The sequence below is a fragment of the Aminobacter sp. MET-1 genome (assembly GCF_026521175.1).
In the GTDB taxonomy this organism is placed as follows: Bacteria; Pseudomonadota; Alphaproteobacteria; order Rhizobiales; family Rhizobiaceae; genus Aminobacter.
This window is the reverse complement of sequence record NZ_JAMSHL010000018.1, coordinates 75,843-88,901: the sequence shown is the minus strand read 5'-3', so window position 1 is coordinate 88,901 and position 13,059 is coordinate 75,843. Positions and strand designations below refer to the sequence as shown.

Genomic DNA, 13,059 nt, shown 5'->3' with positions numbered 1-13,059 from the left:
CGGATAAGAAGGCGTTTACGTCAAGTCGTCAATTTGGAACGACTTGACAGTGCAAAGGGATGGCCCATGCCATCTATGGGACGGCGCAGGTGCTTATGGCGCCGACTTCATTTGCCGTTGGCAAAACCGATGGTCGCTGCCGCCTAATCCTGCGGAATTTCCGCGGCATTGTAGACATGCCGTGCGGCGAGCAAGGCCGCGAGTTCGCTGTCCCCGGCGATCACAGCGCGCAGGATGCCGGCATGCTCTTCCCAGTTCTGGCGGCCGCGGCGCTTGCTGACAGGCGCAAACAGCATCACCGTGCGGTCGCGCAGCGAGCGCACCATGTCCTGCAGCACCGAATTGGCGGCAACAGTCGCCAGCGCCTCGTGGAATTCGGTGTTCTGGCGCGACAGAAGAACGGGATCATCGGTGTCGGCGAGCTTTGCGCCGTCGTCGAGGATCTTCTGCAGGGCGGCAATCTGCTCGGGGTCATGGCGCTTGGCCGCAAGCTTGGCGTTCAGCGCCTCGAGCGTCGCGCGCACTTCCACCAGTTCGTGCTTCTGCTCTTCAGTGAAAACGGTGACGGATGCGCCGCGGCGCGGCTCGATGGTGACGATGCCCTCGGCGGCGAGCTCGCGCAGCGCCTCGCGCACCGGCATGCGCGACACGCCCATCTCTTCCGAAAGCTTGCCTTCGACCAGTCGTTCGCCGACGCCGATCTCGCCGCTGACGATGCGCTCGCGCAGCGCATTGGTGATCAGCTTGGTCAGTGGCGCGTGAATTTCACCCAAAATGGCGGTCATGTGCACTTCCTGGTAGCGGTGCGAATCAACCTGCGGAAGCAATTCCTTAGGGAGGATGATACAGGCGAGCAAGGATTGATTACAATATTCAATCCTGCGCAGCTTTTGGGATGATCCGGGCCGTTCATGCCGCGATCTCCTTCCACAGCCCGAGTCTTGCGCCGCCTTCGAGTGCGCCGAAACGCGAGACGCGACGCTGCTCGCCAAATGTCATGACAGTTGCTTCAGCGGCCTCGGGGTCGAGCGGCCGCCAGTCGTGCAAATGAGCAGACGGCGTGCCATCGCTCACGAAGGCGGCCCACGCCGCCATCATTGCCGTGGAAAGAGCGTCAGCCTCTGCACCTGCGCCTATCTTGCCTGAGAGATGCGGATGCCCGTGCATGCCGAAGACGAAGGGCACGCAGGCCGCATGTGGCGTGCCGCCGGTTTTCGCCAGTGGCCAGGCGAGATCGTAGAGGAAGGCCGGCTGGCCGCATCCCGCATGCCGCTGCGCCAGCCGCAGGATTGGCGCCCGGAAGACGAGGTCGCCATAGATCGCCAGCCATCGCACGGTGGCGTCGGTGCCCGGCATCGCCTCGCGATAGGCCTCATCAACCATCTCAGGGCTGAGTGCGTCCTCAAAAGCGTAATGCAGCGGCAGGAGCCTGGCGATGGCCGCGCCAAGTGCCGCCTCATCGGCGGGTGGCGCCAGCGGCGACAGGCTGGTGCCGTCGGGCAGGGCGAGGTCGTACCAGAATTTCGCCTCGTCGCGGGTGAAGCCGGTGAGTAGCGGCACGTCGGCCGGTTGTCCGTCATGCGGCCATGCGAGTACCAGCTGGCCATCGAGCGTCGGCGCCGTGCGCGGCCGTGGGAACCGTCCGGCAAAACCGCCGTCGCGCAGCAACGCTGCCTCGCGCTTGACGATGTCCATGCCGTCGAGTGCGCGCAGACCACCAGCATCGGTGCCTAGTGCCGCCGCCACCGCCTCGGTGTACTCGGCCGCCTCCTCCAGTCCGACGAACATCGGCGGGCGAAACAGTGGTGGGCTCTGGGCGATCACACCACGAAACAGGCATCGGCACGCGGGGTTCTGGGCCATCAGCACGGCGTTTGCCGCCCCGGAGGATTGCCCCGCCATGGTAACCCTGGCCGGGTCGCCGCCGAACGCTTCGATGTTGTCACGCACCCAGCGCAGCGCCGCGATCTTGTCCTGCATGCCCCAGTTGGCGTTGAGACCTGTCTCGGGGTCGGTAAGATCGGGATGCGCCAGCCCGCCCAGCGGCCCGAGCCGGTAGTTCGCCGTCACCACCACGATGTCGTGCTCGCGCGCCAGCCGGCTGCCGTTGCACGCGGCAGCGCCGCCATGGCCATTGCGTGTCGCCCCGCCATGGAACCACACCATGACGGGAGCGCGCCGCGCGTTCTCAGGTGCCCAGACGTTGAGCGTCAGGCAGTCCTCGTCCATGCGTTGGATCGGCTCGTTCAGCCATGTCTGGCTGTCGCTGAGCAGTTGCGGTGGCGCAGCGCCGATGCGGTCGGCGGCGCGAATGCCGCGCCAGCCCGGATGCGGTCGCGGCGAGCGCAGGCGGAGTTCGCCGACCGGTGCCGCCGCATAGGGAATGCCAAGAAAGCGCCCGACGCCGTCGCGGCTCATTCCCGCGATACGGCCTCCTGATGTCTCGGCGACGCTGTCCATGTGCGGCCTTTGGCGCCTACTCCGCCGGCACCAGCGTGTGCTGGAAATTGAAGGCGTCGGAATAGATGAAACCGGGATTGGCACCGCGTTCGACGAACAGTTTCTTGGCGCTGGCGATCATGTTGGGCGAACCACACATGTAGATGGCGTGTTCGGAGAAGTCGCCGATGTCCTCGGCCGCCACTTCCTGCACATAACCCTGCCGCCCATCCCAGTCCGGCCCGGGGCGAGAAAGCACCGGCACATACTGGAAGTCGCACAGCCGCTCGCCCCACGACTGGATCTCGTCATGCAGATAGAGGTCCTCTTCCGTCCGCATGCCCCAATAGAGGCTGACGGGCGGGCAGTCGGGATCGTCCATCAGCGATTCCAACATGCTCTTGATCGGTGCCAGTCCGGTGCCGGTCGCCACCATCAACAGTGGCCGGAAGTCCTCCTTGCGGCAGCAGAAAAGGCCATGCGGCAGCTCCACATCCAGCCGGTCGCCGGGCTTGAGCGTGCTCAGGTGCCCGTCGGTGAAATGGCCGCCGCTCACCCGACGGATGTGCAGGTCGACGGTGCGGCCGTTTGGCGTTGAGGCCATGGAAAAGCTGCGCTTGTTGCCGTCGCCAAGCATGACGTTGAGATATTGACCGGGCCGATAGACCAGCCCTTCGGCATTGGGCAACGCAAGTGTCAGATGCACCACGTCGCGGCCCATCGCCTCGACGGCTGCCACCTCGGCGGTATACCGTTCCGGGTCCGAGCACGGTTCCATCGGCCGTTCGGTCGAGATCACGAGGTCGCTCTCGGGCCGCGCCTGGCAGGCTAGTGCGAAGCCCTCATCCTCGTCTTCGGGCGACAGCGCCAGCGGATATTCTTCGTAGCGCACGCAGCCTTCCATCAGCCGCACCCGGCAAGTGCCGCAGCCGCCCTCGGTACAGTCGTGCAGCAATTGCACGCCCTGGCGGATCGCCGCCATCAGCACGGACTCTTCTGAATCGACGGTGAACTGATCCTCGGTCTCGAGGACGCGCACAACATGGCCCATCCATGTCTCCACTGAAGGCTGGGGCGGGTAGCCCGCTGCTATTTCTTGATGTCGGCCTGCACCATCACCTTGTGGCCTTTCGGCTCCAGCAGCATGGCCAGCGCCTGCAGCGCCGCCAGCCCGCAGGCGATGTCCTGTTCGCCATTGCCGCCGCTCAGGCCGACGCCGCCGATTACCTCACCATCGACGACGACGGGAAAGCCGCCGACAAAGGCGGCGAAACGGCCCTCGAAGCTGAGCTGGATGCCGAAGGCTTCGTTGCCCGGCAGGGCAGGGCCGTTCGGCGGGGTGGTGAACAGGTGGGTCGAGCGCTTGTGGCCGGCGGCGGTGAAGGCCTTGTTCCAGGCGATCTGTGGTCCGGTCACCCGCGCGCCGTTCATGCGTTCGAGCGCGATCGGATAACCGCCGTCGTCGGCGATGCAGACGGTTTCGGGAACGTTCAGCTCCAGCGCCTTGGCCACCGCCGCCGCCACCATGACGCGGGCTTCTTCGACTTCGAGTTTGAGGACCTGCTTCACGTTTCCGTCCCTGTCATGCCTATGGCTTTATTGCGCTTTTCGGCGGGGCCCGAACATATGCCCCGCCGCTTGCCTCCTGGTCAGGCGGCGAGGTTCAGTTCTTCGAGCGGCAGCTCGGAGGCGACATAGTCATTGTAGAGTGCCGTGGTGTAGAGCAGCCGCATCTGGGCGCCGACCTCGCAGATCTTGAGGCAGCGTTGCTGCATCTCGACGCTGCGGGCGTGCTCCAGAACGATCTGGTAGCCGCGTTCGCCGTGGATCTCGTCGGAGACGATATGCAGGTCGAAGAATTCGACTTCCTCGTCGGTGAAGCCGTACTTGTCGCGCAGCGTGGGCGTCTGCTTGCGGTAGATAGACGGCACCTGGGATTCCAGGCCCACCACGAGGCCGGCGACGGCGACGATGGGATCTTCGCGCATGGCGACTGAGTAGCACCAGCTCTGCAGGGCGCGCGTCGTCGGCGACATGTTCTCGGGGTCACGAATTCTGGCGGCCGTCGTGCCGCAGGCCTCACCGAAGCGGATCAGCAGATCGGTATGGCGGTCGCCGCCGATCTCTTCCTCATACATGTTGGCGAGCAGGAAATCCTTGGCCTCGGTGTAGCCCTCGGGCATGCGCGCGTAGATGTAGCCGAGGTAGTCCGCGAACGGTCCGACATAGTGGTAGTGGTTCTCGGCCCAGCGGGCGAGGTGCTCGCGGCTCAGCTTGCCGCTGGCCCAGCCGACGCTGAAGGGCGACTTGTTGGCGCTCTTGCCCTTGATGGCGTTTTCGAGCGCGGTGCGGAATTCGTCCGGATTCATGGCGACGGTCATTCAATGCTCCCCGAGGGCTACTGGCCTGTTCAATTTGGAATACTGTATACCAAATTGCTTTGCGTGCAAGCCCTGGCATTGCGCCGGACCCTCCCGCCTGGGTTGCCGCCCATCCACTGGTCAGGCAGCGGCAGTTCGGTTAGCTTTGTTTGTCCGAAACAATCGGGTGAACCTTTTTGCGGCGACACGCGACTATGCAGACAGGAGCCCGGCGGTGACCCCGGCCATGAACATCGCATCCGACCCCATGTCAGATCGCGAGCTCGTCGGCCGGGTCGCAAACGGCGACCGCGCCGCCTTGCGGCTCCTGTTCACGCGTCACCACGCACGGGTCTACCGTTTCGTGGCGCGCCAGACGGGATCTGAAGCCGTGGCGGATGATGTAGCAAACGAGGTCTTTCTGGAGTTGTGGCGCCAGGCGCCGCAATTCGAGGGCCGGTCGGAGGTGTCGACCTGGCTGCTCGGCATTGCGCGTTTCAAGGCGTTGTCCCAGGTGCGCAAGCGCAAGGAGGACTGGCTCGACGACGACGATGCGGCGGCCGTGCCCGACGATGCCGACACGCCCGAGGTCGTCACCATGAAAAAGGACAAGGGGGCCGCCCTGCGCGGCTTCGTCAATGCACTGGCCGAAGAGCACCGCACGGTCATCGACCTTGCCTATTACCATGGGAAATCGGTGACCGAGATCGGCGAGGTGCTCGACATTCCGGTCGCCACCGTCAAGACGCGGATGTTCTACGCCCGCAAGAAGCTGGGCGAGGCCCTCAAGGCCGCCGGATATGACAGGGGCTGGCCATGAGCGCTGCCGAAAAGATGACACGCCGAGATGAGATCGAGACGCTGCTGCCCTTCTACCTCAACGGTACGCTTGAAGGAGCGGAGCTGGCAGCCGTCGAGGACTGGCTCGCCAGCGACCCCGCCGCCATGGATGCGCTCGAAGCCGCCGAGGCCGAGTTCTCTGGCACTATGGCCGCCAACGAGGCGATGCGCCCGCCCGCCGATGCCCTGAGCCGGTTCTCCAGGATGCTCGAGGCCGAAGCCGGCCCCGCGCGTGAGCGCCGGTCTCAATCCTTCCTGGCACGCGCCTGGCAGGGTTTCATGGGCCTGCCGGTCGGCGTCGCCTGGGCTGCCGCAGCGGCTCTGCTCGCCTTCGTCGTCGTCCAGGGCGTCATGGAACGGCCCGGCGCCGGCGGCAACAATTTCGAAGTCGCCGGCACCGGCGAGGACGCAGCAAAACTGCCCTTCGCGCTGGTCACATTCAAGCCGGACGCCAGGATGTCCGAAATCGCGGCACTGCTTGGCGACGAAGGCGCAAGCATCATCGACGGCCCGACCGCAAGCGGCGTCTTCCGCGTCGCCATCAAGGCCGAAACGGTCGCCGACTACGATCGCATCCTCGGTGTCATCGCGGCGTCGCCGGTCGCCGACACGGTGACCGCTGGCCGGAAGCCTCAGGGATGAAGAGGCTTGGGGGCAGGGCCTGGCTGATGCTGGTGGCGGCACTGTTCGCCGCCAGCCCCGCCTTCGCCCAGACCAACGACCCAAACCTCACGCCCGAGCAAATCGACTGCCTGAGCAAGGCCACCGCCGCAACTGCCGCCGACTGCCTGAAGCCAGGCGGCGGAGGCGGAGGAGCGGGCGGCAGTGGCGCCGGAGCATCCGTCGGCCTGCCCGACATGCTGGTCGATCTCTTCGCCAATCCGGGTGGACCTTCTGCGCCCTCGACCACGTCGCCGCCATCGACGGTACCTCCGTCCAGCGTGCCGGTGCCCACGCCCAATCCGCAGCGCGGCGACGGCGGCCAGGCGTCCGCCTCCGATCCCGCCAGCTCGACGCCCTCTCCGCCGGCGCCGCCGCCGAACCAGGCATCGCCTCAGGGCACAGCCCTTGCTGTGGCGCCGCGTGCTATCGAGGGCGCCTTCGTGCCTGACGAGGTGCTGGTGACGGTCGATGGCGGGCCCGCAGTCGCGCAGGCAGTCGCTCAAAGCTTCGGCCTCGATATCCGTTCGCAGCGCCAGTCGCTGCTGCTCGGCACAAGCCTTGTCCGCTACGGCATCCCCGACGGCCGGCCGGTTCCGATCGTGCTCGCCCAGCTCGCCGGCGATGGCCGCACCACGGCGCGCGAGCCCAACCACATCTACGAGCTGCAGCAGGCGGCCGCTGCACCCAATTTCGCCTTCCAGCGCATCGCCCTCGACGAGGCTGAGGCCAACGGCGAGAATGTCGGCATAGCCGTCATCGACACCGCGCTGGACGACACCCATCCGGCTCTCAAGGACGTGATTGCTGGCGAGTTCGATGCCATGCCCGGCGTCAAGATCACTGCCCGCGACCACGCCACCTCGGTTGCCGGGCTGATCGCCGGCAAGGGCGCGTTCAAGGGCATGGCCCCGGGCGCAAAAATCTTCCATGCCCGCGCCTTCGAGGGCGGCAAGTCCAACATGGGCATCATTCTCGATGCGCTCGACTGGGCAGCAGCGCAGGATGTGCGCATCGTCAACATGAGCTTCGTCGGGCCCAAGAACGCGCTGCTCGACCAGGCCTGCCGCGCCGCCCGTGCTCGTGGCCTGATCCTTGTCGCCGCAGCCGGCAACAACGGCCCTGGCGCACCCTATGGCTACCCGGCAGCCTACAACGGCGTCATCGCCGTCACCGCCACGGATGCGAAAGACGCGCTGATGAAGCAGGCCAACCGCGGGCCTTATGTCTATGTCTCGGCGCCCGGCGTCGACCTCATGGCGCCCGTCGGCGGGGGCGTCGATCTCGTCACCGGCACGTCCTTCGCCGCTGCCGTCGTCAGCGGCGCCATCGCCAACATCCTCCACAAGTCGCCCGACCGCAGCGCCGACTGGGTGGAAAAGGCTCTCGCCGACACGGCCGTCGACCTTGGCGAAAAAGGCCGCGACGCCGACTTCGGCTTCGGGTTGATCAACACGAAAGCGGCTGAAGCGGTGAAGGAGTAGCGGCGTCCTCTGTTTTGCGCCAAGTGGAAAGCCCACCGAGGTGAAGAGCCACCTCAAGTGCAGCGGGGGCACTGCAGCTGCCTCCCCGTCCATGCAAGAATGTGCCGGAGCGCGTCGCCGACCAGTTCACGGCCGCCCCCATGCATGATCCACGCGCCCCTTACCGCGCGCCCGCAATCGATCCACGCACGACGAGATCCACCGGCCACACCTCGCCGCGTGCCCCGTCCTCGAGCCCCGAAATCCGTGCCGCCAGTCGCTCGGCGACGCGCGCTCCGGCGGCTCGGATCGACGAGCGTGTTGTCGTCAGCGGCACCGAAAAATGCTCCGGCCGCAGCCAGGGGAACACGTCGTCATGGCTGACCAGCGACAGGTCGCGCGGGATCGACAGATTGAGGTCGCGCGCGGCACGCACGACGCCCAACGCCATGATCAGGCTCGAGCAGACGATGGCCGTCGGCCCGCCCGACGTTTCGAGCAGGCTGCGCGCGGCGCGATAGCCGTTCTCCTCGGTCATGGCGACCGAGCGGATGTTGTTGGGCTCCAGAACCAGCCCACTGGCGCCGAGCGCCCGCCGCATGCCGCGCTCGCGGAAGATGGCAAAGGTCTGGGTCTCGTCGCCGTTGATCAGCCCGACGCGCTTGTGGCCGAGCTGCAGCAGAAGCCGCGTCGCATCGTGGAAGGCGCCGTCATTGTCGATGTCGATGAAGGGGTAGTCGAAGTCGAGCCCCTCGCTGCGCCCGTGCACGATGAAGGGAATGCCGAGCTGGTGGACAAGGGCAATGCGGGTGTCGGCCTCGCGCGGCGCCGAGATGTAGAGCGCGTCGACCTGCTTGTTGGCGATGACGCGCCGATAGGTCGTCTCCTCGTCCTGGGCATCCGCAGGGCTCAGCGCCAGGTCTAGCTCGTGGCCGCGGGCATAGTCGCCGAGTCCGGACAGGAACTCGACGAAATGCGGGTCGATGTCAACGGCGGCACCGGTTGGCATGACGTAGCCGATCATGCCGGCCTTGCCGGTCGCCAGCCGTCGCGCGCTCGGGTTCGGCCGGTAGCCATGGCGCTTGGCCGCGTCCATCACCCGCCGCCGCGTCTCCTCGCTGACTTCGGGGTAACCGTTCAGCGCACGGCTTACCGTCGTCTGCGAAAGCTCGAGCATCTGCGACAACTGTTTGAGGTTCACCGTGCCCTCGAATCTCAAAGCGCTTTAAATTCGCCGCCCCGCCCAAGCGGGCGAGTGTCGGCAGCATGCCCCAAGATAGGCGTCCCGAACGCCGCTTTGAAGCAGAATTTGCTGCTGCAGCGCCAAAAAATCGTGCTGCGCCGCACATCGCTACTAATTTAAATCGATTAGCTACACGAGGCTCTTGACTCGTTGGTCGTTCGGTGGCGTGATGAGTGCAGCCAAAGCGCTTTGAAATGCCGTTGCGTAACGCGGTTGCAGGCCGCGCGATCATCGGGCACAGTTCAAGGCGTCTCGGCCGGCGGAGGGAGGTTCCGCCGGAACGTTCGGAACCAACGTTTTCGATCCACTGGGAGGACAATCATGAGGAAGACCCTGTTGCTGGGTGTGGCGCTTGCGGCCGTCGCCCTGAGCGCCCCCGCATCCGCGGAGCTGAAGTTCAAGCCGGGCGAAGACCCGCGCTTCACCTGGTCCAATTTCGACGACCTCAAGAAGGTCGACCTCAAGGGCGAGACGCTGACCGTGTTCGGGCCCTGGCGCGGCGAGGACGAAAAGCTCGCCCGCTCGGTGCTCGACTATTTCTCGGAAGCCACCGGCGCCGAGGTCAAATACTCCTCGTCCGAAAACTACGAACAGCAGATCGTCATCGACACCCAGGCCGGCAGCCCGCCCAACATCGCCATCCTGCCGCAGCCCGGCCTGATCCAGGATCTCGCTTCCAAGGGCCTGCTCTCGCCGCTCGACGAGGGCACCGCCAGCTTCGTCAAGGAGAACTACGGCGCCGGCCAGTCCTGGGTCGATCTCGGCACCTTCAAGGACAAGGACGGCAAACCCGGCTTCTACGGCTTCCCCTTCAAGGCCGACCTGAAGTCGCTGGTCTGGTATGTGCCTGAGAACTTCGAGGAAGCCGGCTACAAGGTTCCCAAGACCTGGGAGGACATGCAGGCACTGACCGACAAGATCGTCGCCGATGGTGGCGTGCCGTGGTGCATCGGCCTGGGGTCGGGCGGCGCCACCGGCTGGCCGGCCACCGACTGGGTCGAAGACATCATGCTGCGCACGCAGTCGCCAGAGACCTACGACAAGTGGACCAAGAACGAGATCCCGTTCAACGATCCGGCCGTCGTCAACGCTCTCGACATCTTCGCCAAGATCGCCACCAACGACAAATATGTCGACGGCGGCAAGGCGGCGGTCGCCGCGACCGACTTCCGCGACAGCCCCAAGGGCCTGTTTGCGGTCCCGCCCAAGTGCTACCTGCACCGCCAAGCGTCGTTCATCTCGTCCTTCTTCCCTGAAGGCACCAAGCTCGGCCAGGATGCCGACTTCTTCTACCTGCCGCCGATGGCGGCCAAGCCCGAGCTCGGCAATCCGGTGCTCGGTGGTGGCACGCTGTTCACCATCGCCAAGGACTCCAAGGCGGCGCGCGCCTTCATCGACTTCCTGAAGATGCCGCTCGCCCACGAAGTCTGGATGGCCCAGTCGGGCTTCCTCACCCCGCTCAAGACGGCCAACAAGGAAGCCTATGCCAACGAAGCGCTGAAGAAGCAGGGCGACATTCTCGTCAATGCCTCGACCTTCCGCTTCGACGGATCCGATCTGATGCCGGGCAAAATCGGCGCTGGTGCGTTCTGGACCGGCATGATCGACCTCGTCGGTGGCAAGGCTCCGGCCGATGTCGCCGGCGACATCCAGAAGAGCTGGGACGCGATCAAGTAACAGCGTCTGGCTAGCCCCCTCGTCTTGCCGCCTTGCGGCCGCCTTCTCCCGCCAGCGGAGAAGGTACCGGCGGCGCCGTTCCCGGTTACCCCCTCCCGCTAGGAAGAGGTTGCCCCGGGTTGCCGCGAAGCGCAGGCGAGGGGGCGTCCTTCCGACACTGGCAGTCTGCTCGAACAGCCCGTTGAAAAGGGACTAATCCCATGACGGCACAGATACTTTCAGCCATTTTCACAATCATCGTCGGCGTCGGCGGCTGCGTCGTCTACTACTGGGGCGCCAACAAGCTTCTCGACCTTGCCTTGCCGTCGCGCGGCGTCTCGGGTGCTGCGGCGGTCGACAACCTGCGCCGCCAGGGCCTTATCCGGCCATGGCTGTTCGTCGGTCCGGCGATGCTGATCGTCACCGTCTATCTCGTCTATCCTGTCATCGAGACGCTGCGCCTGTCCTTCATGGACCGTGCCGGCCAGAACTTCGTCGGTCTCGCCAACTACAGCTGGGCCTTCGGCGACCGCGAGTTCCGCAACTCGATCTTCAACAACCTGCTGTGGCTCGCCGTCGTGCCCGCCGCCTGCACCTTCTTCGGCCTGATCATTGCCGTGCTGACTGACAAGATCTGGTGGGGCAACATCGCCAAGAGCCTGGTCTTCCTGCCGCTCGCCATCTCGTTCGTCGGCGCCAGCGTCATCTGGAAATTCGTCTACGAATACCGCGCCGACGGCCAGACCCAGATCGGCATCCTCAACGCGGCCGTGCAATATTTCGGCGGCAATCCGCAGGTGTGGATCTCGACGCCCTTCTGGAACAACTTCTTCCTGATGATCATCCTGATCTGGATCCAGACGGGCTTTGCCATGGTCATCCTGTCCTCGGCCCTGCGCGGCATTCCCGAGGAGACCATCGAGGCGGCCGTCATCGATGGCGCCAATCCGTTCCAGATCTTCTGGAAGATCATGGTGCCGCAGATCTGGGGCACGATCGCCGTTGTCTGGACCACCATCACCATCCTGGTGCTCAAGGTCTTCGACATCGTCCTGACCATGACCAACGGCCAGTGGAACAGCCAGGTTCTGGCCAATCTCATGTTCGACTGGATGTTCCGTGGCGGTGGCGACTTCGGCCGCGGCGCGGCGATCGCCGTCATCATCATGCTGGCCGTCGTGCCGATCATGATCTGGAACATCCGCCAGGCCAATCGCGAAGGCGGGGGAGGGCACTGACATGGCCGCTTCAAGGGGAAAGTCCTTCATCGGTCGTTTCGGCGTCCATATCGCAGTGCTCGTCTTCGTCACCATCTGGACCATCCCGACGCTGGGCATCCTCGTCAGCTCCCTGCGCGACAAGGACCAGCTGGTGGTCTCTGGCTGGTGGACGGCGCTGTCGACCTCGTCCGAAACCCAGGCCGGACGAACCGACACTGCCGAAAAGCAGGTCGAGAAGGACGGCAAGTTCCACATCATGGGCAACCTGTTCGGCGCCGGCGATGCGCGTACGGTCACGGCGTTCGGCACCAAGGCGCAGCAGCCGACGCAGTTCGAAGCGGGGACCGTCGCCGACCTCGGCGAGGGCGTCGTCCTCAAGGTCTCCGACGACGGCTCCTATGTGATGTCCTCGCCCACGGCATTCGAGGGCAGCCGCGGCCAGCGTATCTATTATTCGGCTTCGATGCCGCCGCGCTTCACCCTCGACAACTACCGCACGGTGCTGTTCTCCGAGGGCATCGGCCGTTCCTTCATCAATTCGCTGACGGTCACCATTCCGGCCACCATCATCCCGATCCTGATTGCCGCCTATGCCGCCTATGCGCTCGCCTGGATGCGCTTTCCCGGCCGCGCGCTTTTGATCGCCGTCATCATCGGCCTGCTCGTCGTGCCGCTGCAGATGTCGCTCATTCCGCTGCTCAAGCTCTACAATGGCGTCGGCCTGTTCTTCGGCGTGCCGGCCAAGACCTATCTCGGCATATGGCTGGCGCATACCGGCTTCGGCTTGCCCTTCGCCATCTACCTGTTGCGCAGCTACATCGCCGGCCTGCCACGCGAGATCATGGAGTCGGCCCGCATCGACGGTGCCAGCGACTTCGAGATCTTCGTCAAGATCGTCTTGCCGCTGTCCTTCCCGGTGCTCGCCTCCTTCGCAATCTTCCAGTTCCTCTGGGTCTGGAACGACCTGCTGGTAGCGATGGTTTTCCTCGGCTCAGGCTCCGACCAACTGGTGCTGACCGGCAAGCTCAATGCGCTGCTTGGCTCGCGCGGCGGCGACTGGGAAATTCTCACCACCTCGGCCTTCGTCACCATCATTGTGCCGTTGATCGTGTTCTTCTCGCTTCAACGCTATTTCGTCCGCGGCCTGCTCGCGGGCTCAGTCAAGGGAGGCTAGCTCC

The 13,059-nt window shown here is 65.1% G+C and carries 12 protein-coding genes; 6 read left to right on the top strand and 6 right to left on the bottom strand.

The genetic code is table 11. The annotated features are described in order from the left end of the window. Nucleotides 1-143: 143 nt before the first annotated feature. The 5 genes from NDO48_RS22245 to NDO48_RS22225 all read right to left on the bottom strand — a co-directional run bounded on the left by NDO48_RS22245 (nucleotide 144) and on the right by NDO48_RS22225 (nucleotide 4,820). Entirely contained in the window at nucleotides 144-785 is a 642-nt protein-coding gene (locus NDO48_RS22245; RefSeq protein ID WP_026226768.1) for a GntR family transcriptional regulator, read from the bottom strand. Between the two features lie 124 nt (nucleotides 786-909). Then, entirely contained in the window at nucleotides 910-2,460 is a 1,551-nt protein-coding gene (locus NDO48_RS22240; protein WP_267322362.1) for a carboxylesterase/lipase family protein, read from the bottom strand. 16 nt (nucleotides 2,461-2,476) lie between these two features. Continuing rightward, entirely contained in the window at nucleotides 2,477-3,490 is a 1,014-nt protein-coding gene (locus NDO48_RS22235) for a 2Fe-2S iron-sulfur cluster-binding protein (RefSeq protein ID WP_267322361.1), read from the bottom strand. Nucleotides 3,491-3,528: 38 nt separating this feature from the next. Next, nucleotides 3,529-4,008 (bottom strand): GlcG/HbpS family heme-binding protein, encoded by a 480-nt coding sequence (locus NDO48_RS22230; protein ID WP_267322360.1) that lies wholly within the window; start codon nucleotides 4,006-4,008, stop codon nucleotides 3,529-3,531. A gap of 80 nt (nucleotides 4,009-4,088) precedes the next feature. Further along, the gene (locus NDO48_RS22225; RefSeq protein WP_267322359.1) at nucleotides 4,089-4,820 is read right to left on the bottom strand and encodes a TenA family transcriptional regulator; all 732 of its coding nucleotides are present in this window, start codon (nucleotides 4,818-4,820) and stop codon (nucleotides 4,089-4,091) included. A 226-nt stretch (nucleotides 4,821-5,046) separates the two neighbouring features. Between NDO48_RS22225 and NDO48_RS22220 the strand changes: the two genes are divergently transcribed. From NDO48_RS22220 to NDO48_RS22210, 3 genes are read left to right on the top strand one after another with little or no spacing between them, the layout of a single operon-like run. After that, nucleotides 5,047-5,619, top strand: coding sequence for a sigma-70 family RNA polymerase sigma factor (locus NDO48_RS22220; protein WP_267322358.1), 573 nt, complete (start codon nucleotides 5,047-5,049; stop codon nucleotides 5,617-5,619). Then, a complete protein-coding gene (locus tag NDO48_RS22215) occupies nucleotides 5,616-6,281 on the top strand; it encodes an anti-sigma factor (protein ID WP_267322357.1) in 666 nt (221 codons plus the stop codon). Before NDO48_RS22220 ends, NDO48_RS22215 begins: the two co-directional genes overlap by 4 nt. After that, nucleotides 6,278-7,783, top strand: a complete 1,506-nt coding sequence (locus NDO48_RS22210; protein WP_267322356.1) for a S8 family serine peptidase — start codon at nucleotides 6,278-6,280, stop codon at nucleotides 7,781-7,783. Before NDO48_RS22215 ends, NDO48_RS22210 begins: the two co-directional genes overlap by 4 nt. 160 nt (nucleotides 7,784-7,943) lie before the next feature. On the opposite strand, the gene NDO48_RS22205 is transcribed toward NDO48_RS22210, so the two are convergent. Beyond that, nucleotides 7,944-8,963: a LacI family DNA-binding transcriptional regulator gene (locus tag NDO48_RS22205; RefSeq protein WP_026226771.1), complete on the bottom strand. Its 1,020-nt coding sequence runs from the start codon at nucleotides 8,961-8,963 to the stop codon at nucleotides 7,944-7,946. Nucleotides 8,964-9,326: 363 nt separating this feature from the next. Between NDO48_RS22205 and NDO48_RS22200 the strand changes: the two genes are divergently transcribed. From NDO48_RS22200 to NDO48_RS22190, 3 genes are all read left to right on the top strand, one after another. Beyond that, nucleotides 9,327-10,682, top strand: a complete 1,356-nt coding sequence (locus NDO48_RS22200; RefSeq protein ID WP_018425865.1) for an ABC transporter substrate-binding protein — start codon at nucleotides 9,327-9,329, stop codon at nucleotides 10,680-10,682. 200 nt (nucleotides 10,683-10,882) lie between these two features. After that, nucleotides 10,883-11,899: a carbohydrate ABC transporter permease gene (locus tag NDO48_RS22195; protein ID WP_018425866.1), complete on the top strand. Its 1,017-nt coding sequence runs from the start codon at nucleotides 10,883-10,885 to the stop codon at nucleotides 11,897-11,899. Between the two features lies 1 nt (nucleotide 11,900). Next, entirely contained in the window at nucleotides 11,901-13,055 is a 1,155-nt protein-coding gene (locus NDO48_RS22190) for a carbohydrate ABC transporter permease (protein ID WP_018425867.1), read from the top strand. The last annotated feature ends 4 nt before the right edge of the window (nucleotides 13,056-13,059 follow it).

Excerpts from the sequence above, each read along its gene's own strand:
- NDO48_RS22235 (WP_267322361.1), bottom strand. The coding sequence starts at position 3,490 with ATGGGCCATGTTGTGCGCGTCCTCGAGACCGAGGATCAGTTCACCGTC.
- NDO48_RS22210 (WP_267322356.1), top strand. The coding sequence starts at position 6,278 with ATGAAGAGGCTTGGGGGCAGGGCCTGGCTGATGCTGGTGGCGGCACTG.
- NDO48_RS22215 (WP_267322357.1), top strand. The coding sequence starts at position 5,616 with ATGAGCGCTGCCGAAAAGATGACACGCCGAGATGAGATCGAGACGCTG.
- NDO48_RS22200 (WP_018425865.1), top strand. The coding sequence starts at position 9,327 with ATGAGGAAGACCCTGTTGCTGGGTGTGGCGCTTGCGGCCGTCGCCCTG.
- NDO48_RS22190 (WP_018425867.1), top strand. The coding sequence starts at position 11,901 with ATGGCCGCTTCAAGGGGAAAGTCCTTCATCGGTCGTTTCGGCGTCCAT.
- NDO48_RS22240 (WP_267322362.1), bottom strand. The coding sequence starts at position 2,460 with ATGGACAGCGTCGCCGAGACATCAGGAGGCCGTATCGCGGGAATGAGC.
- NDO48_RS22245 (WP_026226768.1), bottom strand. The coding sequence starts at position 785 with ATGACCGCCATTTTGGGTGAAATTCACGCGCCACTGACCAAGCTGATC.
- NDO48_RS22195 (WP_018425866.1), top strand. The coding sequence starts at position 10,883 with ATGACGGCACAGATACTTTCAGCCATTTTCACAATCATCGTCGGCGTC.
- NDO48_RS22225 (WP_267322359.1), bottom strand. The coding sequence starts at position 4,820 with ATGACCGTCGCCATGAATCCGGACGAATTCCGCACCGCGCTCGAAAAC.
- NDO48_RS22220 (WP_267322358.1), top strand. The coding sequence starts at position 5,047 with ATGAACATCGCATCCGACCCCATGTCAGATCGCGAGCTCGTCGGCCGG.